Annotated in this window: 23 protein-coding genes and 1 pseudogene; 10 read left to right on the top strand and 14 right to left on the bottom strand. The window is 69.2% G+C overall.

Translation table 11 applies throughout. The annotated features are described in order from the left end of the window. Positions 1–4: 4 nt before the first annotated feature. The 4 genes from tdh to OHA25_RS12480 all read left to right on the top strand — a co-directional run bounded on the left by tdh (position 5) and on the right by OHA25_RS12480 (position 3,511). A complete protein-coding gene (gene tdh / locus OHA25_RS12495; RefSeq protein ID WP_327587713.1) occupies positions 5–1,105 on the top strand; it encodes an L-threonine 3-dehydrogenase in 1,101 nt (366 codons plus the stop codon). After that, entirely contained in the window at positions 1,105–2,274 is a 1,170-nt protein-coding gene (locus OHA25_RS12490) for a glycine C-acetyltransferase (protein WP_327587712.1), read from the top strand. Before tdh ends, OHA25_RS12490 begins: the two co-directional genes overlap by 1 nt. Positions 2,275–2,366: 92 nt before the next feature. After that, entirely contained in the window at positions 2,367–3,269 is a 903-nt protein-coding gene (locus tag OHA25_RS12485; RefSeq protein WP_327587711.1) for a LysR family transcriptional regulator, read from the top strand. Beyond that, positions 3,266–3,511 (top strand): hypothetical protein, encoded by a 246-nt coding sequence (locus tag OHA25_RS12480; RefSeq protein WP_327587710.1) that lies wholly within the window; start codon positions 3,266–3,268, stop codon positions 3,509–3,511. The genes OHA25_RS12485 and OHA25_RS12480 overlap by 4 nt, the downstream gene beginning before the upstream one ends. Positions 3,512–3,824: 313 nt before the next feature. On the opposite strand, the gene OHA25_RS12475 is transcribed toward OHA25_RS12480, so the two are convergent. After that, a complete protein-coding gene (locus OHA25_RS12475) occupies positions 3,825–5,159 on the bottom strand; it encodes an RNA-guided endonuclease InsQ/TnpB family protein (RefSeq protein WP_327587709.1) in 1,335 nt (444 codons plus the stop codon). A gap of 110 nt (positions 5,160–5,269) precedes the next feature. On the opposite strand from OHA25_RS12475, the pseudogene tnpA reads away from it, so the two are divergent. Continuing rightward, positions 5,270–5,623 (top strand): annotated as a pseudogene (tnpA, locus tag OHA25_RS61250) (IS200/IS605 family transposase). 160 nt (positions 5,624–5,783) lie between these two features. Beyond that, positions 5,784–6,947, top strand: a complete 1,164-nt coding sequence (locus OHA25_RS12465; RefSeq protein WP_327587708.1) for an MFS transporter — start codon at positions 5,784–5,786, stop codon at positions 6,945–6,947. Here OHA25_RS12465 and OHA25_RS12460 read toward each other — a convergent pair. The 6 genes from OHA25_RS12460 to lhgO form a co-directional block, all read right to left on the bottom strand. Next, positions 6,928–8,715, bottom strand: a complete 1,788-nt coding sequence (locus tag OHA25_RS12460) for a YfjP family GTPase (RefSeq protein ID WP_327587707.1) — start codon at positions 8,713–8,715, stop codon at positions 6,928–6,930. The two genes, OHA25_RS12465 and OHA25_RS12460, sit on opposite strands and share 20 nt — an antisense overlap. Next, on the bottom strand, positions 8,712–10,454 hold the full coding sequence (locus OHA25_RS12455) for an ABC transporter (RefSeq protein WP_327587706.1): 1,743 nt from the start codon (positions 10,452–10,454) through the stop codon (positions 8,712–8,714). The genes OHA25_RS12460 and OHA25_RS12455 overlap by 4 nt, the downstream gene beginning before the upstream one ends. Positions 10,455–10,529: 75 nt before the next feature. Further along, the gene (locus OHA25_RS12450; protein WP_327590969.1) at positions 10,530–11,216 is read right to left on the bottom strand and encodes a response regulator transcription factor; all 687 of its coding nucleotides are present in this window, start codon (positions 11,214–11,216) and stop codon (positions 10,530–10,532) included. A gap of 44 nt (positions 11,217–11,260) precedes the next feature. Then, positions 11,261–12,664 (bottom strand): sensor histidine kinase, encoded by a 1,404-nt coding sequence (locus OHA25_RS12445; protein ID WP_327587705.1) that lies wholly within the window; start codon positions 12,662–12,664, stop codon positions 11,261–11,263. Positions 12,665–12,672: 8 nt separating this feature from the next. Further along, positions 12,673–13,365 (bottom strand): response regulator transcription factor, encoded by a 693-nt coding sequence (locus OHA25_RS12440; protein WP_327587704.1) that lies wholly within the window; start codon positions 13,363–13,365, stop codon positions 12,673–12,675. A gap of 17 nt (positions 13,366–13,382) precedes the next feature. Next, positions 13,383–14,585 carry an L-2-hydroxyglutarate oxidase gene (lhgO, locus tag OHA25_RS12435; RefSeq protein ID WP_327587703.1) on the bottom strand — a complete coding sequence of 401 codons (1,203 nt, stop codon included), beginning with the start codon at positions 14,583–14,585 and terminating at the stop codon, positions 13,383–13,385. A 272-nt stretch (positions 14,586–14,857) separates the two neighbouring features. Between lhgO and OHA25_RS12430 the strand changes: the two genes are divergently transcribed. Beyond that, positions 14,858–15,163, top strand: coding sequence for a hypothetical protein (locus OHA25_RS12430; RefSeq protein ID WP_327587702.1), 306 nt, complete (start codon positions 14,858–14,860; stop codon positions 15,161–15,163). Positions 15,164–15,548: 385 nt separating this feature from the next. Next, positions 15,549–16,082, top strand: coding sequence for a DUF6985 domain-containing protein (locus OHA25_RS12425; RefSeq protein WP_327587701.1), 534 nt, complete (start codon positions 15,549–15,551; stop codon positions 16,080–16,082). Positions 16,083–16,094: 12 nt separating this feature from the next. Here OHA25_RS12425 and OHA25_RS12420 read toward each other — a convergent pair whose 3' ends face one another. The 3 genes from OHA25_RS12420 to OHA25_RS12410 all read right to left on the bottom strand — a co-directional run bounded on the left by OHA25_RS12420 (position 16,095) and on the right by OHA25_RS12410 (position 18,970). Next, entirely contained in the window at positions 16,095–16,328 is a 234-nt protein-coding gene (locus OHA25_RS12420) for a hypothetical protein (RefSeq protein ID WP_327587700.1), read from the bottom strand. Positions 16,329–16,597: 269 nt separating this feature from the next. Next, entirely contained in the window at positions 16,598–17,602 is a 1,005-nt protein-coding gene (locus OHA25_RS12415; protein ID WP_327587699.1) for a hypothetical protein, read from the bottom strand. Between the two features lie 69 nt (positions 17,603–17,671). Then, positions 17,672–18,970 (bottom strand): MATE family efflux transporter, encoded by a 1,299-nt coding sequence (locus tag OHA25_RS12410; protein ID WP_327587698.1) that lies wholly within the window; start codon positions 18,968–18,970, stop codon positions 17,672–17,674. Positions 18,971–19,020: 50 nt separating this feature from the next. Here OHA25_RS12410 and OHA25_RS12405 point away from each other — a divergent pair, with 50 nt between their 5' ends. Continuing rightward, positions 19,021–19,989 carry an aldo/keto reductase gene (locus tag OHA25_RS12405; protein WP_327587697.1) on the top strand — a complete coding sequence of 323 codons (969 nt, stop codon included), beginning with the start codon at positions 19,021–19,023 and terminating at the stop codon, positions 19,987–19,989. 109 nt (positions 19,990–20,098) lie between these two features. Here the strand turns inward: OHA25_RS12405 and thpR are convergent, their stop codons facing one another. The 4 genes from thpR to OHA25_RS12385 all read right to left on the bottom strand — a co-directional run bounded on the left by thpR (position 20,099) and on the right by OHA25_RS12385 (position 23,980). Next, on the bottom strand, positions 20,099–20,656 hold the full coding sequence (gene thpR / locus OHA25_RS12400; protein ID WP_305919659.1) for an RNA 2',3'-cyclic phosphodiesterase: 558 nt from the start codon (positions 20,654–20,656) through the stop codon (positions 20,099–20,101). A 12-nt stretch (positions 20,657–20,668) separates the two neighbouring features. Then, positions 20,669–21,895: an MFS transporter gene (locus tag OHA25_RS12395; RefSeq protein WP_327587696.1), complete on the bottom strand. Its 1,227-nt coding sequence runs from the start codon at positions 21,893–21,895 to the stop codon at positions 20,669–20,671. A gap of 23 nt (positions 21,896–21,918) precedes the next feature. Then, positions 21,919–22,371, bottom strand: coding sequence for a MarR family winged helix-turn-helix transcriptional regulator (locus OHA25_RS12390; protein WP_442942102.1), 453 nt, complete (start codon positions 22,369–22,371; stop codon positions 21,919–21,921). Between the two features lie 124 nt (positions 22,372–22,495). Next, positions 22,496–23,980, bottom strand: coding sequence for an NCS2 family permease (locus OHA25_RS12385; RefSeq protein ID WP_442942181.1), 1,485 nt, complete (start codon positions 23,978–23,980; stop codon positions 22,496–22,498). A gap of 38 nt (positions 23,981–24,018) precedes the next feature. Between OHA25_RS12385 and OHA25_RS12380 the strand changes: the two genes are divergently transcribed. Beyond that, positions 24,019–24,228, top strand: coding sequence for a DUF2530 domain-containing protein (locus tag OHA25_RS12380; protein ID WP_327587693.1), 210 nt, complete (start codon positions 24,019–24,021; stop codon positions 24,226–24,228). The last annotated feature ends 62 nt before the right edge of the window (positions 24,229–24,290 follow it).

Below are 24,290 nucleotides of genomic sequence, written 5' to 3'. Positions count from 1 at the left end.
AGCCATGAAAGCGCTGGTCAAGGAGAAGGCCGAGCCTGGCCTGTGGCTTGTCGACGTGCCCGAGCCGGAGGTGGGACCGGGTGAGGTGAAGATCCGGGTCCTGCGGACCGGGATCTGCGGCACCGACCTGCATATCCGGAAATTTGATGACTGGGCCCGGCACACCCTGAAGCTCCCCCTCATCGTCGGGCATGAGTTCTCCGGCCACGTGGTGGAGGTGGCGCCGGGCGCCGAGGACATCGCGGTCGGCGATCTCGTCAGCGGCGAAGGGCACCTGGTCTGCGGCAAGTGCCGTAACTGCATGGCGGGGCGCCGGCACCTGTGCCGCAACACGGTCGGCCTCGGCGTCAACAGGAACGGCGCCTTCGCCGAGTACGTCACGCTGCCCGCCTCCAACGTCTGGGTGCACCGGGTCCCCGTCCACCCCGACGTGGCGGCCATCTTCGACCCGTTCGGCAACGCCGTCCACACCGCCCTCTCCTTCCCCCTGGTCGGCGAGGACGTGCTGATCACCGGGGCCGGGCCGATCGGGCTGATGGCGGCGGCCGTGGCCACGCACGTGGGCGCGCGCAACGTGATGATCACCGATGTCAGCGACGAGCGCCTGGATCTGGCGGGCAAACTCGGCGTTTCCCTCGCGCTGAACGTCACCAGGTCCTCCATCGAGGAGGGCATGCGGCAGCTGCACATGCGCGAGGGCTTCGACGTGGGTCTGGAGATGTCCGGCAACCCGGCGGCGGTCCGCGACATGATCGCCCACATGACACACGGCGGGAAGATCGCCATGCTCGGGCTGCCGGCCGAGGAGTTCGCCGTCGACTGGGCCACCATCGTGACGTCGATGATCACGATCAAGGGGGTCTATGGCCGGGAGATGTTCGAGACCTGGTACAACATGTCGGTCCTGCTGGAGAAGGGCCTCGACCTGACTCCCGTGATCACGGACCGGTTCTCGTACGAAGACTTCGACGCCGCCTTCGACACGGCCGCCAGCGGTCGCACGGGCAAGGTCATCTTGGACTGGAGCGGAGGAGCTCGGCCGGAGAGAGCAAGGAACGAGCCAACGGAGGCCGAAGCGGCCGCGACCATAAGCAGGAGTCGTTGATGTTCACTCATGTGCGCGAGCAGCTGCGTACAACGCTCGACGAGATCACCGAGGCCGGGCTGCTCAAGCCCGAACGTGTGCTCACCACCCCGCAGAGCGCCCAGGTCAGCGTGGCCGGGCGCGAGGTGCTGAACTTCTGCGCCAACAACTACCTGGGCCTGGCCGACAACCCTGAGGTGATCGAGGCGGCCAAGGAGGCACTGGACCGGTGGGGGTTCGGCATGGCCTCCGTGCGGTTCATCTGCGGCACCCAGGAGGTGCACAAGGAGCTCGAAACGCGCCTGTCGGACTTCCTCGGCATGGAAGACACGGTTCTCTACAGTTCATGTTTCGACGCGAACGGCGGCGTGTTCGAGACCCTGCTGGACGCCCAGGACGCGGTGATCTCGGACGCGCTCAACCACGCCAGCATCATCGACGGCATCAGGCTCTCCAAGGCCCAGCGATTCCGGTACGCCAACCGCGACATGGCCGAGCTCGAGGCCAGGCTGAAGGAGGCGGCGGAGGCGCGGCGGCGGTTGATCGTGACCGACGGTGTGTTCTCCATGGACGGATATGTCGCGCCGTTGCAGGAAATCTGCGACCTGGCCGACCGGTACGACGCCATGGTCATGGTCGACGACTCCCACGCCGTCGGCTTCGTCGGCCCGACCGGCCGCGGCACGCCGGAGCTCCACGGCGTCACCGACCGGATCGACATCATCACCGGCACGCTCGGCAAGGCACTGGGCGGGGCCAGCGGCGGCTACGTGTCGGCCCGCAAGGAGATCTGCGAGCTGCTGCGCCAGCGCTCCCGGCCGTACCTGTTCTCCAACTCGCTCGCGCCCGTCATCGCCTCCGCCTCGCTCCGCATCCTCGACCTGCTGGAGACCTCGAACGACGCCCGCGAGCGGCTACGCGCCAACACCGCGCGCTTCCGCAGCGAGATGACCAAGGCTGGGTTCGACATCCTGCCCGGTGACCACCCGATCGTGCCTGTGATGATCGGGGACGCCGCCAAGGCCGCCGCCATGGCCGACCGCCTGCTCGATCTGGGGATCTACGTGATCGGCTTCTCGTACCCGGTGGTGCCGCACGGCCAGGCCAGGATCCGCGTCCAGCTGTCGGCCGCTCACTCCGAGGCGGACGTCGAGCGCGCCATCCAGGCGTTCATCCAGGCCCGCGGCTGATCACCCGATCCCGCTTCGCTTCCCAGCATGGGGAGCACTCACCGTTCGCCTGTGTGCGCGATCAGGGCTTGCAGGTGAGTATTCTCCGCTGCGTGATAGATACGCGGCGGCTCCGCACGCTGCGGGCGGTGGCCGACCACGGCACGGTCACCGCCGCGGCGGCCGCCCTGCACCTCACCCCGTCCGCCGTGTCCCAGCAACTCGTCGCGCTGGAGCACGAGGTGGGGCACCGCCTGTTCACGCGGGACGGGCGCGGTGTGCACCTCACCGCCGTGGGCAAGATCATGCTCGCCCACGCCAACGAGGTCCTCGCTCAGCTCGAACGCGCCGAGGCGGAGGTGGCCGCTTACTCGGCGGGCGAAGTCGGCGAGGTCACCGTGGCCTGCTTCGCCACCGCGATCAGCGCCGTGCTCTCCCCCGCCATCACCGTGCTACGCGACACCGCCCCCGGCATCCAGGTACGCGTGCTCGACGCCGAAGGCGACCAGAGCCTGTCCATGCTGCTGGACTCCGAGGCCGACCTGGCGATCGCGGTCGAGTACCGCGGCGCGCCCGACGCCTCCGACCGCCGTCTGTCCCGCCTTCCGCTGTACGCCGAGCCGTTCGACCTGGTGCTCCCACGCGACCATCCCCTGGCCGAGTCGGCAACGCTGGTGTCCTTGGCCGCCGAGACCTGGATCGGGCCCTATCCGGGCAATCCTGTGCACGACGTGATCACGTTCGCGTGCCAGCAGGCGGGTTTCACGCCGAACGTCACGCACTGCTCCGACGACTTCCGCGCCGTGGTCGCCCTGGTCGGCGCGGGCGCGGGGGTGGCGCTGGTGCCGCGGCTGGCCCTGCGCGACATGGTGCTGCCCGGTGTCGTGGTGCGTCAGACGCCGGGGCCGGAGCGCCGGGTCTTCGCCGCCGTACGCAGGGGAGCGGACTCCCATCCCGTCGTACGGCCCCTGTTGTCCGCCCTCCGCGCGGTGGCGGCGTCACTCGGATCGGGATGAAACACCCCGCCTTATCCGGACATCTCCTCGGCGCGGACGTGATCGCGGAGACGTTCACCACCGCCTGGCGCCGCCTGAACGATGTCCCTGCGGGCGACGGCGCCCGGCTCTGGCTGTACGGCGCCGCCAGGCTCCGGCTGCACCGCGCCCACAAGCGGCTGGCCAAGGAGCTCAACGACCTCGACATCGACCTGACCACCTACGGCTCGCGAGCCGTTTCCCTCGCGGAGGGCCGCTCATGAACCAGGAGCTCGACCACATCGTCGCCCGATTCGCCGCCGACCCGGTCTCGGACGTCAGGTAAAGATCCCCGTCGGCTTCAAGGGCACGGCCAACATCGACGTCGGCAGAAAGGCGCGGCCGGGCGAGCACTGTCAGAGCACCACCTCGTGGGACGCCAAGGGCGAGCCCATGCACTGCGTCCCTTACTACAACAAGACCGTCGCCGAGGTGCAGGCGATGCTGAAGGAGCGCGGCATCACCACCGATGCCGCAGAGGTTCATCGACAAGCTTGACCTGCTCCTCGCCCTGAAGGGACGGGGATTCCCGTGCCGCTATGCGGCAGCTTGTGCCGCTTGCGCGGCCGGTGCTGTGGAACGGGGTGCTTGGCGTTTCGCGGACCCGGGTGGGTCTCCACGCCCTGAGACGACCAGCCCGGCCGCCTGTCCTTTGGTTTTGATGTTCTTCGCCCCGACGATGTCGGCGTGCTCGGTGTGCCCGCAAGAAGCGCAGGAGAAGATCGCTTGGCTCTTGCGGCTCTTCTCGTCCACTGTCCCGCAGGCAGGGTTCGGGCACGTCTGGGACGTGTACGCGGGGTTGATCTTATGGATGGCGCTGCCGGTGTAGCGGGCCTTGGAGCGCAGGGCGACTTCCAGGCCGTACCAGCCCTTGTCGAGAATCGCCTTGTTGAGCCCGGATTTCGCCGCCGCGCCGTTGCGCAGGAACCGGCCCGGCAGGCCGGGGTCGGGTTTCGGCTTGGCGGCCGCGCTCATGCCCTTGGTGTTCAGCTCTTCGATGACCACATGCCCGTAGGACCGGGTGAGCCGGTGCGCGGCCTGCGCGTTGAAGTCGGCGCGCCGCCACCGCACCCGCCGCATGATCTCACCCATCGCGGCCACGACCGTCTTGCGCCGCTTCGATCCCTTCTTCGCGCGGGCGAGCCGGCGTTGCAGCCGCAGATACCGTTCCGCTTCGCCGGGCGTGAGATACCCCAGGTCGTCCTGGCGGTCTCCTTTCCTGTCCGGTGGCAGTTGCCTGGAGGACACACCGTCGGTTCCGGCGTGGCGGCGGTCGAAGAACTCCCCATCCGACGTCACAGCGGCCGTGACCACCCCCCGATCCACACCCACCCATGCCGGGCAGGCGTGCTCCTCCCGCTCGCTGATCCCATCGTCGATGAGGAAGCTGATGAACCAGTGCTTGCCGTCCCGGGACACGGTCGCGGACTTGACGCTTCCCCCAAGCGGGCGCGACAGGCGAAAGCGCGCCCACCCGAACTTGGGCAGGAACACCCGCCCCCACTTGCGGCCGATCCGCTCGACCGGGATGTGCTTGGCGGTGGGGAACCGAAACGACGGCCGCCACTTCGCCTTGGCCTTCCAGTGAACCTTCCACGTGCCATGCGCGCGGCACGCGCGGTCCAGATCCTTCAGCGTCTGCTGGATCACCTGCGCGGGAGCCTCGGCCAACCAGGCACAGTCCGGGTCCCTCTTCGCCTCGGCGAGCTGGCGGCACTGCTCCTCATAGCCGATGAACGCGCCCCGGCGCCGATAGGCGCGGCGCTGCTCCAACCCGGTGTTCCACACACTGCGGCAGATCGCGCCCAGCCGCTCAGCGAACAGCCGCTGCCCGAAGTCGAACTCCAGGCGGTACTTCCGACCCGTCAACACCGTAGCAACACCTCCCCCAGCAGCCACTTCCGCCCCAAGACTCGAACACATCATCCCGTCTCTCAGCCTGCAGACGGAATATCCACACGGTAAGCAGCCGGTTACCCACGATGCAGGCCCATCTGGTCTTCGTCGGACGTACCACAGGAACGTCCTCAACGACGCGGAGCCGCGGAGCTGTGAGGACATCATGATCGAAGTGTGAGACGGCTTCGAGGCCGAGCTACGCGAGCGCAACGGCGAGGACGACCCGTCAACTAACTGCCCAAGGTCGCCGCAGCACACTCGTCAACTCATTGAAGGGCGTCTCCTCGCACTACCTCCGCAAGGAATTCAGCGACCGCCTCAACCGCGCCATCATGCACGGCCCCTTCTGGTCACCCAGCAACTTCGCCGCCTCCTGCGGCGGAGCCCCACTATCGATCATCAAGGCGTACATCGAACAGCAGCACCGCCCCACCTAAGGTCCCCGGTCCCGCGCTCCGAGATGCCCCGCCCACGGCCGGCCATCCCCCAGAGGGGACCGCATCCATCCCCGGCCTGAAGGCTGAGGCCTTCTGCGGACCTTCGGTAACAAGGTCAACGGCTGCCCCTCGTCCTGATCATGGGGCTAGCCTCGTCCGCATGACCGTCCCGTACCGAAAGCTGCTCGGCATGCCCGGCGTGCCCGCGCAGGCCGTGCTCGGCTTCCTCGCCCAGCTCACGCAGCAGGTCGCGCCGGTGGGGATGGTGCTGGTCGTCGAGTCGGCGACCGGGTCGCTGGCGGTCGCGGGCCTCTGCGCTGCCGCCTTCTCCGTGGGCGCGGGCGTGGCCAGGCCCTTCCAGGGCCGTCTCATCGACCGGCGCGGGTCGCGGCTGGTGCTGGCGGGAGCGGCGTTCATGCACGTCGCCGGGCTCATCGCACTCGTCGCCGGTGCGGTGGCCGGGTGGCCCGTGTGGACGTTCGCCGGACTGGGCCTGGTCGCGGGGGCCGGGTTGCCGCCGATTTCGGTGACCATGCGGTTCGAGTGGGGCCGTCGTGTCGCGGACGAAGGGCGCACCGTCGCCTACAGCCTCGTGTTCCTGGTGCAGGAGCTGGCCATGCTCGTCGGGCCGCTGCTGTTCGGGCTGATGATCGCGGTGGCGTCCTCCTCGCTGGCGCTCGGCGTGGTCACGGTAGCCGCCGGGGCCGCGACGCTGGCCTTCTCACGGGCCCTTCGCGCAGGTCAGGCCGCTGGGGCGCGGGAGCGGGGACGGGTGTTCGCCGACCGGCGGATGCCGGTGCTGCTGGCCGTGGCACTGATGCACGGCGGGGTCTTGGGGGCGCTGCAGGTCGGAGTGCCCGCGCTGGCCGCCGCCCGGGACGTTCCGGCCGCGGCTGGGGTGCTGGTGGCGGCGCTCTCCTTAGGCGGGATCGCGGGGGCGGTCGCCTATGGTGCTCGTTCCTGGACGTCGGCGGTCGAGGTGCGACTGGTTGCGCTGATGCTGGGGCTCGGGGTCGTACTGGCTCCGCTGATGCTGATCGGTGCTCTGCCGGTGTTCTGGGTGGTGCTGTGTGTGAGCGGGATGATGTTCAGCCCGGCGCTGACGACGTCGTCGCTGCTGGTGGACGAGTTCGCGCCGGGGGCGCAGGGGGAGGCGTTCGGATGGGTGTCCACCGCCTTGGGGATGGGGGGTGCGATCGGATCGGGGGTGGCCGGGGTGGTCGGGGAACGGTTCGGCGCCTCGGCGCCGTTCCTGGTTGCCTCGGCATCCGCATTGCTCGGCGCAGGGTTCGCCACAGTGCTGCTCAGGCGCGGGCGCGGTTGAGTGCGTCGGTGAATCGGGCGTACCTGTCCAGTTCCTCCTCCACGGGGTCCAGCACGTGCTCCTTGGCGACCTGGCCGATGGCCGCATGCAGCGCCCTGGCCGTACGCCGAGCGCGGCGCCTGCCACCCGCCCAGGCGGCCAGCCGCGACAACATCGCGATCACCACACCTGTCAGCGCCCCGCCCACCAGCAGGACCGTCGGCCACGGCACATCGCCGACCGTGGGGAGCGGCGGCTGGGGCAGGCGTAGGTAGTCCATCCCGAACAACACGCCCAGCCACAGAGCACCGGCCGCCATACCGGCGAACACCAGCCACTGCAGCACGTTCACCGCCCGCCACCACCGTGGGCGTCGGGTGGCGTCGATGGATGCCATGGCCACCGCCCGATCCACCGCGTCCGCCAGGTCCTCGGAACGGGACCGCGCCGCCTGCCGCACCGCCGCGGCCCACGGCCCCCGCAGCCCCTCCACCGCCGATTCGCCGACGTCCCTGATCGCCGTCTCGACCTGCGCCCTCTGCACGGCGGACGCAGCCGGCACGGAGGTACGCCCGACGACCTGCCCTGCCTGCCTCCCCGCCAGCTCCTTCGATGCCCGGCCGGCCGGCCCGCGCGACGGGGCGATGCTGCCGATGCGCAGCCTGCGAAGCGGATCCGGCCGGAAGCGCCGGGCCCATCGGGTCACCGGCCACCCGGTGGCGACGATGGCCCGATGCCGGTGGCCCTTGGCCACGGCCTCCACGACCAGCGGCACCCCGGCTGCCTGGGAGAGCGCGGCCGTGAGCGCCCGCCCCCATCCTGCCGTCCGCTTGGCGCGCCCGTTCTTCGCACGGCCGCCCTCCGAGCGAGCCCCCGCATCGGCACGAGACGCCGCGCCCTCACCGGCCTTGCCGAATACCCCGCCTCCGCCGACAGCACCGGACACCACGGCTTCTGCCGCATCTGCGCCCGATGCGGCAGACCCGGTCGTGAGGTGATCGGCGGCGGTCGTGATGTCCGCGGCCAGGCGGGCGGACCAGGCTCTGCGGTGGGCGACCCGGTCTGCGAGGAGGGAGCGGAGCTCGGCCAGGCCGGTGCCGGTACGGGCCGAGACGGCGAGCACCGGCACACCTTCCAACCCGTCGTCGTCCAGCAGTCGGCGCAGGTCGCGTACGCAGCGGTCGACGGCCTGCGGGGGCAGGCGATCCACCTGGTTGAGCACCACCACCGTCACGTCCCGGTGACCGGCCAGCGGGCGCAGGTAGCGCTCGTGGAGTGCGGCGTCGGCGTACTTCTGCGGATCCACCACCCACACCAGCAGATCGACCATCTCGACGAGGCGGTCCACTTCCAGGCGGTGGGAGAGGCGGATGGAGTCGTGGTCCGGAAGATCCAGGAGGACGAGGCCGGACATGTCGGGCGTGGTGGCGGAGGCGGCGGCGTGGCGTTGCGGGATCTCGAGCCAGTCCAGCAGCGGGCCGGAGCCTTGCCCGTCCCAGAGCGCCGCCTGGGCCGTTGAGGTCGTGGGCCGGGTGACGCCGACGGCCGCCAGGTCCTCGCCGGCCAGGGCGTTGTAAAGTGACGACTTCCCGCTGCCGGTCGCGCCGGCCAGGGCGGCCACGGTGTGGTCGAGGGACAGGCTGCGACGTACACCGGCTCGTTCCGCGACCGCCCGCGCGCTCGACACCGCCTGCTCGGCCAGCCGCCCCTCGCCCAGCGAGGCCGCCTCCAGCAGGGCGGCCAGCCTGGAGTCGAGTGACGGGCCTTCCTTACGGCGCAGCAGCTTCACCGCCCCTCCTCCGGCGTCACGCCACCCTCGGCTGTTGCGGCCGTCGGGAGGTCGGCGCGGTGGGCGCGTACCGATCGCAAGGCCGCGAGCAGCGCGTCCGCCGTGTCTCGCGGCGGCTCAACGTCCTCCAGGAGGACGTTGAACCGGGCGGCCTCCGCATCGAGCAGCCCGCGCACCCGCTCACGTAGATCTTCCCGCGCCCGAGCCGTCAGCGTCCGCACCGCCTGGTCCCCGAACACCGCCTCCAGCAGCTTCTGCGACAGCACACTCGTCCCGCCCGCGATCCCCACCTCGATCCCGGTCAGCCCACCCGTGGACGCGAACACGGCCAGCATGAGCAGCAGCCCCGCCCCGTTCACCCCGAACGACGCCACTCGCGCCGTGGTCCGCTTCTCGGCGCCTTCGGCCCGCACCAGGTCCAGGACGTACTCCTGCCACCCCCGCACCACCGCCTCGGCCTGCTTGCCGAGGCCGGGCGAGGCGCGGCCGAGCCGGGCGGACTCGATGGCGCCGAGCCGTTCGAGCAGGCCGGGCCCACCGGGGGCGGCCGACCAGCCCTCCAGCGCGCGCTCGGCGGCCCCGTCGGCGGCGCCCCGGAGCAGGGTCTCGACACCGCTCTCCAGGGCATCCCTGAGCTGGACCTCCGGCACTCGCCCCGTGAAGAAGCCGACGATACGGTCGCGGAGCCAGCCCACGCGGCTCTCCAGGGAGCGCATGAGGTCGCCGGTGCCGATGAAGTCCTGCCAGCGGGCCAGGACCTCCCCCCGCAGGAGCGATCCGTCCCGCATGCCTTCGTCGAAGTCGGCCATCCCGCCGGCGTACGCGCCCGACACGATGGAACGCAGCCCGTCGAAGGCGGCCTGCTGGCGCGAGACGGCCGCAGCCAGCGCGGGCACCCGGGTGTCGAGGCTGTCGAGCGCTCCCGACAGCGTCTGACGTACGACGCGGGCTCGTGCCGCGGCGTCGGCGGCCAGCCCAGTCAGCCACGAGGCGATGGGCTGGACCGACGCGACCGGCAGCCGCGCCTTCTCGGAAGGCAGAGCCGCTTCGGGGACGGTGAACAGGCGGGTGCCGTCGAGGCCGTTCTCGGTGAGGAGGCGGGAAAGGTCGCGGGCGACCGGCTCGATGGCGTCCGGCGGCACGCGATCGAGGACGACCGCCAGTGCGGTGCTGCGTTCCCGGGCCGAACGCAGAAAGCTCCACGGCACCTCGTCGGCGTACCGGGCGGCGGTCGTGACGAACAGCCACAAATCAGCGGCGGCCAGGAGCTGGGCGGCGAGTTCCCGGTTCGAGGTCACCACCGAGTCGATGTCGGGTGCGTCGAGCAACGCCAAGCCGTCGCCCAGAGCGGTCGACGACACCACGCGTAGCGCGCCAGGTCCGGAGCCGGTGGCGCGGGACAGGCCGGGCAGCACGTTCTGGCCCATGAACCAGGCGCGGTCGGCCGGGCTGGCCACGAGCGTGGGCACCAGGGTGGTGGGCCGCAGCACCCCCGGCTCGGCCACGTCGGCCCCGACCAGCGAGTTGACCAGCGTGGACTTGCCCGCTCCCGTGGACCCGCCGACGACGGCCAGGAGCGGCGCGTCCAGGGCGCGCAACCGGGGCAGCAGGTAGTCGTCGAGCTGGCCGGTCAGCTCCCGCAGCGCACGCCGGTCCGCCGCCGTCTCGCCGATCGTCAGCGGGAACAGGTCACGATCGAGCGGCCGGCGCAGCGACTCCAACGCGCCCAGCAGGTCCATAAGCCCACGTTAGCCCTGTTCTTCGCACGATCGGGGTCGCGCCGCCCTTCCATGGCATTTCATGGGCATTCGGGGCTAGCTCGAGGGCGGCTCCCGCAGCACGTAACCGACGCTGCGCAGGGTGTGGATGAGCCGTGGCTCAACGTCGTCGACCTTGCGTCTGAGGTAGGAGACGTACGACTCGACGACCCCTGAGGTGCCGCCGAAGTCGTAGTTCCACACGTGGTCGAGGATCTGTGCCTTCGACAGCACCCGCCCGGCGTTGACCATGAAGTAGTGCAGCAGCTTGAACTCGGTCGGCGACAACCGGATCTGGCGCCCGGCCCGCCACACCTCGCCGGCGTCCTCGTCCAGCTCCAGGTCGGCCACCTTCAGCTTGCTGGCGGGCGTGCCCTCCGCACGGGTGCGCCGCAGCACCGCCCGGATCCTGGCCTGCACCTCTTCCAGGCTGAACGGCTTCGTCACATAGTCGTCCCCCACCCGCAGCCCGGCGATCTTGTCCTCGGTGGCGTCACGGGCGGTCAGGAACAACACGGGCGCGTCGATCCTCTTGGCCACTTCCAACCCGTCCAGGTCGGGCAGCATCACGTCGAGCACCACGAGATCGGGCGAGGCCCGCTCGGCCACCTCCACGGCCTCCTGCCCGTCGGCGGCGGTCAGGACCTCGAACCCCGAATAGCGCAGGCTGGCGGACAGCAGGTCCCTGATGCTGGGCTCGTCGTCCACCACCATGATCAGCGCTTCGCGGAGCTCGGGATTCATCACCTACTTAGCGTGACGCAGCCACCTGAGGGTTAGCTGAAGAGTCACTCCAAGGCGAGTGGGAGTTCCACGCGGAAGGTGGAGCCGTGCTCCGGCGAGCTGTCGACGGTGACCGTCCCGCCGTGTGCCCGCACGAGCGCCCGCACGATGGCCAGGCCCAGCCCGCTGCCCCGATCCTCGGCCGAGCGGCGGCGGGATCGGGCGGAGTCGGCGCGGTAGAAGCGTTCGAAGACGTGCTCGACCTGCTCGGGGGTGAGGCCGGGCCCGCTGTCGACGACCTCGAGAAAGACCTTGTCCGTGCCGGCCCCGACTCTGACGATGACCGGCGAGCCGCCCTCTGTGTGCACGATCGCGTTGGTGACGAGGTTGCTGATGACCTGGCGCAGGCGTACCTCGTCGCCGGAGACGATCAGGGCCGCGCCTCCGACGACGTCCAGCTTGATCAGCCGGTCGGGCGCGAGGATCCTGGCATCCTGTACGGCGTCCGCGGCCAGCGCCAGCATGTCCACGGGCCGCATCTGCAGCGGCCGCTGCTGGTCCACCCTGGCCAGCAGGAGCAGGTCGTCCACCAGGAGGCTCATCCGCCCGGCGGCCTTCTCCACGCGCTGCATCAGCTCGGCGGGGTCGGCGCCGGGGTTCTGCCTGGCGTACTCGGCGAAGCCCCGGATGGAGGTCAGCGGGGTGCGCAGCTCGTGCGAGGCGTCGCCGACGAACTGGCGCATGCGGTCCTCGGAGCGCCGGGCCGCCGCCTCGGAGGCCGACCTGGCGGCGAAAGCCGTCTCGATCTGAGCCAGCATGCCGTTCAGCGACTTGGCCAGCCGGCCGACCTCGGTACGGGGATCGGCGTCAGGCACCCGACGGCCGAGCTGGCCGCCCGCGATGGCCTCGGCCGTGTGCTGGATCTGGCCGAGCGGGCGCATGCTGCGTCGTACGATCGTGACGCCCACGACGGCCAGGATGAGCAGGATGCCGCCGCCGCCCAGCAGCTCGATGAGCACCAGACGCCGGGTGATCGCGTCGACCTCCTCCAGGTCCACCGCGACCACGAGGGTGCGCCCGTCGATCATGCTCTCCATCACCCGCCACTCCCCGCCGCCCCTGACGGCGGACGTGGTGTAGGGCTCGTGGTCCGGGATGGGCGACAGGACCGGCTTGGGCTTCAGGTCGACGTCACGGTCGGTGAGCATGGGCACGAACTCGCCGCCGGGCTCCTTGACCAGGACGATCGCGTCGGACTCGATGAGGATGGGCCGGTCGGAGATCTCCAGGTCCTTCTTGCCGATCGCGATGACCTTCTTGTACATGCGCACGCTGAGGAGCTGGAGCTGGCCGTCCACCCGGTCGATGAGGTAGCCGTGCAGGACCGAGACGCTCACCAGGCCGATGAAGGTCAGGCCGAAGCCCAGCAGCGCCAGCATCGACGCGATCAGCTTGATCCTCAGCGGCATGCCGCGCATCAGGGACTCGGCGGCAGGCGAAGGACGTATCCGACACCACGCAGGGTGTGGATGAGCCGGGGGCTGCGGTTGTCGATCTTCCGGCGCAGGACGGAGACGTACGACTCCACGATGCCCACCTCGCCCCTGAAGTCGTAGTCCCACACGTGGTCGAGGATCTGCGGCTTGGACAGAACCCGCCCTGCGTTCGTCATGAAGTATCGCAGCAGCTTGAACTCGGTCGGTGACAACGCCACCGCGTTGCCCCCGCGCCACACCTCGTGGCTCTCCTCGTCCAGCTCGATGTCGGCGAACGTCAGCCGCGGCGGCGCCGCCTGCTGCTCGCCGGCCGTCCTGCGGAGCACCGCGTGGATCCTGGCGACCACCTCCTCCAAGCTGAACGGCTTGGTGACGTAGTCGTCGCCGCCGATCGTGAGCCCGCGGATCTTGTCCTCGGTCTCGTCACGGGCGGTCAGGAACACCACCGGCGTGTGCACTCCGCCGCCGCGCATCCGCCTGACGATCTCGAAACCGTCCAGGTCGGGCAGCATGACATCGAGCACGACGAGGTCAGGGCGGTGCCGTTGCACGGCGGCGACGGCGTCGAGGCCGCTCTTGGCCGTGGTCACGTCGAATCCCGCGAACCTCAGGCTCGCGGCGAGGAGCTCGAGGATGTTCGGATCGTCCTCGACGATTAGCAGGCGTGATTCCATCACATCCAAGGATGCCCTCATTGGACGAGTGCTGGGACAATTCCGGCAATGTGCCTGGCGATGGCCAGGCTGGACGTGGCGGCCGGGGAGGGCGCGTTGCGCACCAAAACCACATTGTCGTGCACGTCGACGACGAAGTCGTCGACCATGGTCCCGTCCCTGGCCACGGCCTGAGCGCGGACGCCGCTACGGGCCCGAGTGAGGTCGGCGGCGGTCAGCTCGGGAACGTAACGCTGCGCGCCTTTGAGGAAGGCGCTCTTGATGAGCGATCCGCGGATCTCTTTGAGCCCGGTGCGCCAGTGGCGACGGGCGAGGCGCATGGTGCCCGGCCAGCCAAGAATTTGCCGGAAATCTCCGATATTCCGCCATCCGTAGCCGCGTCCATAGCCTTCGTAGGCGAGTGCAAGCACCGCATTCGGCCCCACCAGCACGCCACCGTCCGTCTGCCTGGTCAGGTGGACCCCCAGGAACGGATACCGCGGATCGGGCACCGGATAGATCAACCCGCGAACGAGATCCTTGGCCGCACCCCGCAGCGCATAGAACTCCCCGCGGAACGGGACGATCCTGACATCCCCCGGATGCCCGGCCATCCTGGCCACCGAATCCGTCCCCAGCCCTCCGCACACCACCAGCCGGTCGAAGGTGAACCGCCGCCGTCCCGCCAGCACCTGCACGCCTGCTGAACGCTCCCTGATCGCCCGTACCGGGTGCGAGAGCCGTACGGAACCGCCCAGATCCACCACGTCCAGCGCGAGCCGGCGGGCGACCGCGGCGAAGTCGCAGATCGCGGTGTGCGGCGAGTGGATCGCCCCCACGCCGACCGCGTGCGGCTCGATCTCGCGCAGCGCCAGCGCGTCCAGCTCGGCGATGCCCGGCACCCCGTTGGCGCGGGCGCGCTCGGCCAGCGCGTGCAGCCGCGTGCGCTCGGCGCCGGTGCTGGCGATCACCAGCTTGCCGACCTCGTCGTACGGCAGCCCGTTCGCGGCGCAGTAGTCCTTGAGCAGCGCCACACCCTCCCGGCACAGCCTGGCCTTGAGCGAACCCGGCGGGTAATAGATGCCCGCATGCACGACGCCGCTGTTATGGCCGGTCTGATGGGCGGCGACGTGGCTCTCCTTCTCCAGCACCGTCACCTCGGCGCCCCTGGTGATGGCGAGCTCGCGCGCCACCGCCAACCCGACGATGCCCGCGCCCACGATCCCGATCTTCTCCGTCACATGACGATTTTCCGACTAACCGGCCGTCCCCGCCATATCCGGACGAATCGAACATGAGTACGATGCAGCTGTGCACCTCCCGCCGGGGAGGTCCGCCGAGGTCCGGCCACCCGCCGTTCCGGACTGGCAGACCTCGCATCCAGCGTGTTGGCAGTGAGCAGTAGCTGACCCAGGCTTAGGTCGAACGTATGAACGGTGACTTCATGTACCTTCCGCCAGAGTGGCCACCTGAGGTCAGGCCCCCCAGCGTCCCCGACTGGGAGACCTCGGCCGTGACCTGGTTGCTCGACGCCGTGCCCCCCGACTACCGGGCCTACGAAGTTTTGAAACGCCATCCAATCGCGCTGGCCAGGATGGCTCTTCACCACGTGAACGCGGCAGTCGAAGCCGCTAGGGCGGGATACCGAAGCGCCGCGGTGGATCTCAAAGGTCATCTTCCTCCTCATGCTGTCGAGGCGGTGCTCGATGTCTATCGCGAGGAGGGGCCACGGCTGGTCCGCCTGGCCCGCGCCATCACCGTCGTCGAGCAAGCCTTGCGCGGCGATATGTTCACCACGACCATGCGCAACTTCCGATGAGGTAGCGGCATGGTCATCTCCAGGACAACGATCTTGATCAGCTAGAGGTGAGGTGCCGCCGCCGCAGCCACCACCGGACGAACTGTCGCCGGACGACGACATGTAGTCGTGCCTGTAGGTGCTGCCGCCGGACGGCAGGTGGTTGACGATCCCGTTGATCCAGCGGGCCACGCCGATCACGAACAACACATACAGCAGGATCGGGGCGAGTCGACGCGTCCGGACCGCGCGGGCCGGCTGGACGAGCAGGCCCCGACGGACCAGCGACTCGCCGACGATGCGCATGCTGGTCTATGGCTTGCCCAGGTGCCCGAAGGGCTCGCCACCTGAACGCCCGGGGCCCGGCAGCGCTGGAGACTAGATCGGCTCCACGTACTCTGGCAGCATGCAGATCCCCGGCCTCGGCCTACTCCTCGAGGACAACGACCTGGGCTGGTATAAGAGCGAACCTATTCCCGTGCCGGTACTGGGCGGTGCGCCACGCCGCATCATCGTCGACGGCTATGTCGATGACTCCTCGCCTGAGGACTTCCACGCCGCGATCCGCGCATTCCTGGCGCTCGACAACTCGGCGCTGACCGCGGCGGCACCGTCGATCTTCGCCTACTACCGCGACGTCACCGACGACATCCTGGCCGCCGGCGACGACTGGTACGTCGAGATCGAAGGCCCACACCAGGTGCTCGACCACATCCGGTTCGGGAACGAACCTATGGTCTCCCGCGATCCGCACGGCGACCGGCACGTCTACGTGTCGCTGGAGTGCGAATGCGACTGGGAGCCCGAGCACGGCCTGCAAATCGTGTTCAGAGACGGTCGCACGGTGACCAAGGTCGGCCCCTACGACGGCCACCTGACCAACTCAGCCGCCTACGCCGATGACACCCTCGACAGGGTCGTGTACCACGCACCGCGCTGACAATCCCACTGCTCACCGGGAGAACGGCGCTCCGTACACCAGACCCAACATCCGCATTACGCCACGACGCATACCCTGATCCTCCAGCCGCCCGGGGTTTTTCTTGATCATTTCCTCTGAGGCGCAACAGGAGAACTCATCGCAGAACGCGCCGCGCCCGTACCGCCGGGCGATCTCGGTGAACTCGCGGGGAAGGATCAGCCCGAGCGCATCCTCCACCCGCGTCCAGTCAGCATCGGTATCCACCGGCGCCGCGGGGCGGCGGTACGAGCGCGAACAGCCTTTCGAGCTCCGTCATGACCGCGGACTATAGCCGCGGACATCCCGCTCATCCGGATCGTCCTTGCTGTCGCCGCGCTGTCGGCGACCGTGCTCTCTTCCAGGTAGACCGGCCCTCCAGGGAGACGCTTACCAGCTTCACCAGCGCGCCGCCGCAACGGCGCATACGTGGCCGAGTGCCAAGGCGAAGCGATCACGGGGTGCGGCGGGCAACAAAAGGTGACCCGTCCGTGACGTCACCGGGTGCGGCGGGCGATGAAGGTGATCACCCCTGTTGCCATCGCCGCCGCGGCCAGCCAGATGAGGACGTCCTTGGCCGTCAGCCCTCCCCCGCCACTGTCGGCGGCGGCCTGGGGCGACGGCTCCGGCGTGGTCTCGGCATTGGCCGGGCTGGGTGTGGCCGTGGGCTTGGCGCGGGCCGGGAGCGGGACCCGGTAGACCGGGCTCTTCGGGCCCTCCGTGCCGGTGAGCAGGGCGGTGCCGTCCGAGGTGTAGGTGATGGACTCGGCCTGCTTCAGCTCCGGCATCGTCACCCTGGAGATCGACTCGCCGGAGGGCTTGTAGAGGGTGGCGGAGAAATAAGTGCGGATGACGTAGGAGGAGCCGTCGGGGGCGTAGGCCGCGTCCGTCGCCATGATGGGGGCGCCCGCGACCTTGCGGAGGATGTTCGTGCGGTCGGCGCGGAGCTTCTTGGGGGCGACGTAGACGGATCCCGCGAACTCCTTGGACACCACGTAGAGGCGGCCGGTCTTCGGGTTGATCATCATGCCTTCGGCGTTGCGGGCGCCGTCCGCGTACCGGAAGCGGTAGCGGGTGGCGGGCAGGGTGGCGTCGCCGAGCGTGCGAGGCTCCATCACCTTGTAGATGGAGATGTCCGGCCAGGCCCCGTCCAAGTTGTCGCCGATGTCGGCGAACCAGAGCACGCCGCGGCCGGTCGCCGGGTCCTTGGTCGCGGCCATGGCCTCCCAGTCCCGGGCCTGTGCGCCGCGAACCTGGTAAGTGGCACGGGTCCGGCCGTTCGCGTCGACGGCGTAGAAGGTCGGAGCGGCGGCGCTGTCGTTATGGGTGTAGTAGACGCCGTCGTGCGTCGGGGACACCGCCAGGCCGCTGGACTCCGTGATCCCCGGGTCCTTGAAGGTGAAGAGCTTCTCCGTCCCGTCGTCCGCCGCATGGGCGGGCACGGCGGCAAGACAGCAAGTCGCCGCAGCGACGGCCAGCACCCTGATCACGACATCCCCCACGCCAGTCATCATGCCTCACGTGCCGCCTTCCAACGCGGACGCGCACCGCCGCGTGCGTGAGCTCGCCGGCTACACCTTGCGCACCTGGCGTGGCGCGACATCACTGCCGGGCTGCTGACCGATCCGGGCGCTGTGGCGGTGGAAGCCGAGGCTCTGGAGCACCACCAGCAGCCCGTTGGCCGCCGCCATCGCCACCCACAACCCGGTGATCCCCCAGGTCCTGGCCACCGGCACGGCGACCGCGAGCAGCACGCCGTAGCAGACGGCGAAGTACCACAGGCTCGCGCTCGACCGCTTGAGCGCGGTGAGCCCGGTGCCCTTGACCGCCTGCGCGGCGTCGAACAACGACGACAGCAGCATCACCGGCAGCAGCGCCAGCGCCCGCTCACGGACCGCCTGGTCGTCGCTGAACACCGTCATGATCTGCGCGCCGAACACCAGTAACAGCAGCGCCCCTGCACCCGCACCCATCATCGCGAGCAGGATGGCGGTCCGGCCGGCACACCGGGCCTCGGCGGCGTCGCGGGCGCGGGCCACGTCGGGCACCGACGCCTGGGCGACGGCGACCGACGCCACCAGCATGATGGCGGTGAGCGTGGTCAGGACCGCGTGGGCGGCGGTGTCGCGCGTGCCGGTGGTGCTCGCGGCGAAGGTGACGACACCGAGCACCCCGAATTTGATCAGTACGGTCGCCGCCAGCGGAATGCTCACCCGCGCCAGCCGGACGATCTCCCCGACCCTGGGGCGCGACTGCCCGATGCCCTGCCCGAACGCCTGACGCAGGTTGAAGGTCGCCACGAGCGCCGCCACCGTCCCCGAGATCAGCCAGGCCAGACCGACTCCGGTCAGCCCGAGCGGCGGCACCAGCGCGGCGGCCAGCACGCTCAGCAGCCCCGCGGCGGTCAAGCTCGCCCACAACACCTGAGGGTTGCGCCCGAGCGCGATCAGTATGGTGCTCGTGCCCCCGGTGGAGGCGAAGACCAGCAGATAGCCCGCCAGGAAGTACGGCAGCAGTCCCAGCTCGTTCACCACCTCGCCGGGCACCCCGGTGGCGCCCGCCAGCAGCGGCACGCACAGCACCGCCACAGCCCCGACGGCTCCGGTGGCGAGGCTGAGCCAGCGCGCGTCCCGCACGATCGGCACGGCCGCCGCGGGATCCTCTCGATGCGGGGCCACGAACGGCCCGAGCCCGCGTAACGCGCCCTGGATGGCGGCGGTCGCGGGATTGAGCACGGCGGTCATGACGGCGAACGCGGCGAGCGTGACGGTGTCGTGTCTGCCCAGCACGGACGTGACCACCAGCGACCCCACCGTGCCCGTGACCATCGCGACGAACAGCGGAACCGCGGCACGAAGCAGAACGATCACCTGAACACCCTATGGCCTGGAGCGCACTCCAGGTCTTTAGGGTTGGAACCATGGAATACGTCAACCTCGGACGCAGTGGCCTACAGGTCAGCCCGCTCTGCCTCGGCACCATGAACTTCGGCCCGCAGACCTCGGAGGAAGACTCCTTCGCGATCATGGACAGGGCCCTGGAACTGGGCATCAACTTCTTCGACACCGCCAACGTCTACGGCTGGAAGATGGGCGAGGGCGTCACCGAGCAGATCATCGGCCGGTGGTTCGCCCAGGGCGGCGGCCGCCGGGAGAAGACTGTTATCGCGACCAAGCTGAACGGCGCGATGAGCGACTGGCCCAACGACAAGAAGTTGTCCGCGCTCAACATCCGCAAGGCCTGCGATGCCTCGCTGAAGCGGCTGCAGACCGACTACATCGACATCTACCAGGCCCACCACGTCGACCGGGACACCCCGTTCGAGGAGTTCTGGGAGGCCATGGAGATCCTGCGCCAGCAGGGCAAGATCATCTATGTCGGTTCGTCGAACTTCGCCGGCTGGCACCTCGCCAAGGCGCAGGAGACGGCGGCCAAGCGTAACTTCAACGGATTCATCAGCGAGCAGTCCCACTACAACTTGCTCACCCGCGCGGTCGAGTTGGAAGTGCTGCCCGCGTGCGAGGACTACGGCCTCGGCGTGATCCCGTGGAGCCCGCTGGCCGGCGGCCTGCTCGGCGGCGTGCTCCGTAAGATCGACAAGGGCCGCTCGGCCGCCGACCACATGGTCGTGCAGCTCGAGAAGCACCGCGACAAGATCGAGCAGTACGAGAAGCTCTGCGACGAGCTGGGCGAGGAGCCGGCTTACGTGGCCCTGGCCTGGCTGCTCAAGCAGCGGGCGGTCACCGCGCCGATCATCGGCCCGCGCACGCTGGAGCAGCTTGACGGCAGCATGCGGACCCTGGAGATCGAGCTGGACGAGGCCGCCCTGGCCCGCCTGGACGAGATCTTCCCCGGCCACAAGACGGCCCCGGAGGACTACGCCTGGTAGGCCGGGCCGCGCCTGTCAGCTCAGCAGCGCGCCGATGACCACGATCAGCAGGAGCAGGCCGAGCACGACGGGCAGCAGCCAGGGGCGAGGACGATCCACGACCTGGAGCCTAGCCTCGCTCAGCGGGTGCGAGCGCCCATTCGGCGAGTGACTCGTACCTCACCTGGGGTCCTGGATAGCTGCGGACGAGACGGACGTGCTCCGCCCGCCACGGGGAGCCGCTGAACCCGGACAGCGACTCGACCAGCGGGCGGAGGTCCGTCTCCGTCTTGGCGCGGGCCAGCGTGAGGTGCGGGTGGAAACGTTTCTCGTCGGTCTGCGTGGCTCCGGCGCGGCGGGCGCCTGCCTTGACCGAGTCGGCGAGCCTGGTCATGGAGTCGCCGACGACGCCGATCCAGAAGACCCTGCCCCGGCGCGCGGAGGAGAAGGCGCCGAAGCCCTCGAAGGCGAGGTCCAGCGCCGAGTGGCGGTGGACGGCCCGGGCCAGCCGCACCTCCAGCTCGGGTAGCACCTCCTCGGGCACCTCGCCGAAGAAGCCCAGCGTGATGTGCCAGGTGGCCCGGTCCGGCCAGCGCAGCCCCGGCACCTGCCCGACGTGCGGCGCGATCGCGCGCGAAATCTCGTCCAGCACCTTGTCGGGCGGCACCACGGCCGCGAAAAGCCTCATACAAACCGATTATCACGCCATGGCGAGAACGGGCTTCCTCCCGACCCGGCGGCCGATCAGTCGTGTCATGAGCACCGCCAGCCCGGTGCCGGCCAGCACCAGCACGCCGGACAGGATCACGCCCGCCCGCGGCCCGCCCAGCTCGGACAGCCAGCCGATGAGCGGGGCGCCGAGCGGCGCGCCACCGGTGAACACCAGCATGTAGATCCCCATGACTCGGCCCCGCATCTCGGGGGACGTGGCGAGCTGGACGCTGGCGTTCGCGGCCGTGTTGATCGTGATCAGCGCGATCCCGGTCGGGATCAGCAGCAGCAGGTAGGCCGGGTAGAAGGGCGCCAGCCCGGTGGCGATCTGGAACAGCCCGAACCCGATCGCCCCGGCGAACAACACCTTCTTCGACAGCCTGGCCCGGCGCGCCGCGAGCAGGGCACCGCCCAGCGCGCCCACCGCGAACATGCTGGAGGCCAGTCCGAACGAGGACGCGCCCGCCTTGAACACCTCGCGGGCCATGAGCGCGATCGACATCGAGAACGACTGCGAGAACATCGACACGAACCCGATCAGCAGCACCGGCATGAGCAGCTCCTCGCGCCGGATGACGTACTTCAGTCCCTCTCTGAGCTGTCCCTTCGCTCTCGGCACCGGATCGGTCGGGTTGAGCTCGGCCTTCCTCATGAAGATCAGGCTCGAGATGACGCCGCCGAACGTGAGCGCGTTGATCAGGAAGAGCGGCCCCGTGCCGCCGAACACGTAGATCAGCACGCCGGCCAGCGCCGGGCCGACCACGCGGGCGAGGTTGAAGATGGAGCTGTTGAGCGCGATCGCGTTCGGCAGGTCCCGGCGGCCGACCATCTCGACCACGAACGCCTGCCGGGTCGGCACCTCCACGCAGGAGATCATGCCGAGCACGAACGCCATCACGTAGACGTGCCACACCTGGGCTGTGCCCGTCATCGTCAGGACGCCGATGGTGAGCGCCAGCGCGGCCATGAGCGTCTGCGCGGTGATGAGGATGGGGCGCTTGGGGTAACGGTCGGCGAGGACTCCGCCGAACATCCCGAACAGCAACATCGGGAGGAACTGCAGCGCGGTCGCCGTGCCGAGCGCCGCCGCGCTGCCGTGGGTCAGATCGAGCACCAGCCAGTCCTGGGCGGTGCGCTGCAGCCAGGTGCCGACGTTGGAGACGGTGCCGCCGGCGGCGAACATGCGGTAATTGTGAATCCTGAGCGACCGGAACATCCCGGTCTTGCGTTGCTCAGGCTCTATATCTTGCTGAGCTTCTCCAGAATCGGCGCGGCCTGCCTGAGGATCGACCTCTCCTCCGGCGAGAGCTCCTTCAGCCGCTGCGTCAGCCACGCCTCCTTGCGGCGCCGCTCCTCCTTCAGCAGCTTCTCGGCGGCCTCGGTCACGGTCACGGTCACCTGACGCCGGTCGGTCGGATGCGGGGTGCGGGCGAGCAGGCCGCGCTCCTCGAGCGCGGCGATCACGCGCGTCATCGAGGGCGGCTGCACCTTCTCGAGCTCGGCCAATTCGCCGGGGGTTATCCCGGAATGGCGTTCCACGGCCGCGAGCGTCGCGAACTGTGTGGGCGTCAGCGGGTGCGCCGCCGCCTGTCGTCGTAGGCGCCTGGTCAGCCTTGCCAGTGAAACGCGCAAGGCCGAAGCCAGGCCTGCGTCGCTGCGCAGATCCATCTTGTGCTGGGTGTTGGTTAGCATGAGTCATTACCTTTGCTAACTATAGAGCACAGCAAGATATTTCCCAATCAGTTAGGGTCGTCTCACCTCTTGATACCCGGAAGCCGCCCCGCTCGCGCGGGACGGCCAGGGCATGCTTTCGTACTCAGATTCCCAGCAGCGCCCGGATCGGGCCGATCGCGAAGTAGAGCGCGAAGAGGATGGCGACGCCCCACAGCAGCGGGTGGATCTCCCGCGCCCTGCCGCGGACGACCTTGATCAGCACGTAGGCGATGAAACCGGCGCCGATGCCGTTCGAGATCGAGTAGGTGAACGGCATGATCACGATGGTGAGGAATGCCGGAATCGAGATCTCGTAGTCGCTCCAGTCGATGTCGCGCACCGCGGTCATCATCAGGAAGCCGACCAGGACCAGCGCGGGAGCGGCGGCCTCGTACGGGACGATCTGGACGAGCGGCGCGAAGAAGATCGCCACCAGGAACAACAGTCCCGTGACGACGCTGGCGAGGCCAGTGCGAGCGCCCTCGCCGACGCCGGCCGCCGACTCGATGTAGGTGGTGTTCGAGGAGACCGATCCCGCGCCGCCGGCCGCCGCGCCGAGCGAGTCGACGAGCAGGATCTCCTTGGTACGCGGCAGCGTCCCGTCCTCCTGGACCAGGTTCGCCTGCCGGCCGACGCCCACGATCGTGCCCATGGTGTCGAAGAAGTCCGTGATGAGCAGCGTGAACACCAGCAACGCGGCCAGCAGCACATCGACGCGGATGAAACCGCCGAACGGGTCGAACTCGGTGAACAACACGAGCGGGTTGTGGAATCCGAAGATCTGCTCCGGGACGACGGGGCTGTTCAGCTGCCAGCCGCCGGGGTTCTTCGCTGAGAAGGTGCCGGCCTTGGCGAGCAGCTCGACGATGATCGCCAGGATGGTGGTGCCGATGATGCCGATGAGGATGGCGCCCTTGACCTTGCGCGCCACCATCGCGGCCGTGGCCAGCAGCCCGATGATGAACACGAAGATCGGCCACGAGGTCAGGCTGCCCGCGATGCCCATCTCCAGCGGCGGCCCGGCGGGCACGCGGCGCACGAAGCCCGCGTCCACGAAGCCGATCAGCGCGATGAACAGCCCGATGCCGACGCTGATGGCGGTCTTGAGCTGGGCCGGGATGGCGTGGAAGACGGCCGTCCTGAGCCCGGTCAGCACCAGGATGGCGATGATCACGCCTTCGAGGAAGACCAGGCCCATAGCCTCCTCCCAGGTCATCACCGACGCGATGCTGAAGGTGACGAAGGCGTTCAGGCCCAGCCCCGCGGCCATGGCGAAGGGCACTTTGCCGATGACCCCCATGAGGATCGTCATCACGCCGGCCACGAACGCGGTGCCGGCGGCGACGAGCGCCACGTTGGGCGTCGCACCGTCGCCGATGTACTGGCCGGTCACGTCCTCGCCGCGGCCGATGATGATGGGGTTCAGCACCACGATGTACGCCATGGTGAAGAACGTGGCCAGGCCGCCCCGGATCTCACGGGAGAATGTCGACCCTCGTGCGGAGATTGCGAAGAATCGATCTATTGCGTTACGTGTGTCGCTCACGCGCGAAGAGTGACAGCATGCGTGAACTGCGAAAAGTGGCAGTAATGAGATCGAGACCCGATTGAAGCTAGGCTGGATCCGTGAAGCAGCAGTGGCACCCCAACCCCGAGCCGATCAAGACCAACGACGTGGCAACCATCGCCGTGGGCACCGCTCTTTGGGCCGTCGCCCTGGTGGTTCTGCTCATCTTCCGCCCCGCTCCGGAGAACGAGTGGTGGATCTGGACCTGCGCGACTGGGGTCGGCTTCGGCTTCCTCGGCATGTGGCTGGTACGCCGCCCCAGGACCTGACGCGCGTACGCCGTCGAAGCTGACATTCGTCATCTCCGGCACTTCCCCGAAGTCACCCTCAA

It is taken from the genome of Nonomuraea sp. NBC_00507 (assembly GCF_036013525.1).
Classification (GTDB): Bacteria; Actinomycetota; Actinomycetes; order Streptosporangiales; family Streptosporangiaceae; genus Nonomuraea.
The sequence above is the reverse complement of the archived record's forward strand: the minus strand, read 5'-3'. Positions and strand labels throughout refer to the sequence as shown.

Coding starts and splice junctions, on each gene's coding strand:
- tdh (WP_327587713.1), top strand. CDS start 5: ATGAAAGCGCTGGTCAAGGAGAAGGCCGAGCCTGGCCTGTGGCTTGTC.
- OHA25_RS12490 (WP_327587712.1), top strand. CDS start 1,105: ATGTTCACTCATGTGCGCGAGCAGCTGCGTACAACGCTCGACGAGATC.
- OHA25_RS12480 (WP_327587710.1), top strand. CDS start 3,266: ATGAAACACCCCGCCTTATCCGGACATCTCCTCGGCGCGGACGTGATC.
- OHA25_RS12465 (WP_327587708.1), top strand. CDS start 5,784: ATGACCGTCCCGTACCGAAAGCTGCTCGGCATGCCCGGCGTGCCCGCG.
- OHA25_RS12455 (WP_327587706.1), bottom strand. CDS start 10,454: ATGGACCTGCTGGGCGCGTTGGAGTCGCTGCGCCGGCCGCTCGATCGT.
- OHA25_RS12450 (WP_327590969.1), bottom strand. CDS start 11,216: ATGAATCCCGAGCTCCGCGAAGCGCTGATCATGGTGGTGGACGACGAG.
- OHA25_RS12445 (WP_327587705.1), bottom strand. CDS start 12,664: ATGCCGCTGAGGATCAAGCTGATCGCGTCGATGCTGGCGCTGCTGGGC.
- OHA25_RS12440 (WP_327587704.1), bottom strand. CDS start 13,365: ATGGAATCACGCCTGCTAATCGTCGAGGACGATCCGAACATCCTCGAG.
- OHA25_RS12425 (WP_327587701.1), top strand. CDS start 15,549: ATGCAGATCCCCGGCCTCGGCCTACTCCTCGAGGACAACGACCTGGGC.
- OHA25_RS12405 (WP_327587697.1), top strand. CDS start 19,021: ATGGAATACGTCAACCTCGGACGCAGTGGCCTACAGGTCAGCCCGCTC.
- thpR (WP_305919659.1), bottom strand. CDS start 20,656: ATGAGGCTTTTCGCGGCCGTGGTGCCGCCCGACAAGGTGCTGGACGAG.
- OHA25_RS12395 (WP_327587696.1), bottom strand. CDS start 21,895: ATGTTCCGGTCGCTCAGGATTCACAATTACCGCATGTTCGCCGCCGGC.
- OHA25_RS12390 (WP_442942102.1), bottom strand. CDS start 22,371: ATGCTAACCAACACCCAGCACAAGATGGATCTGCGCAGCGACGCAGGC.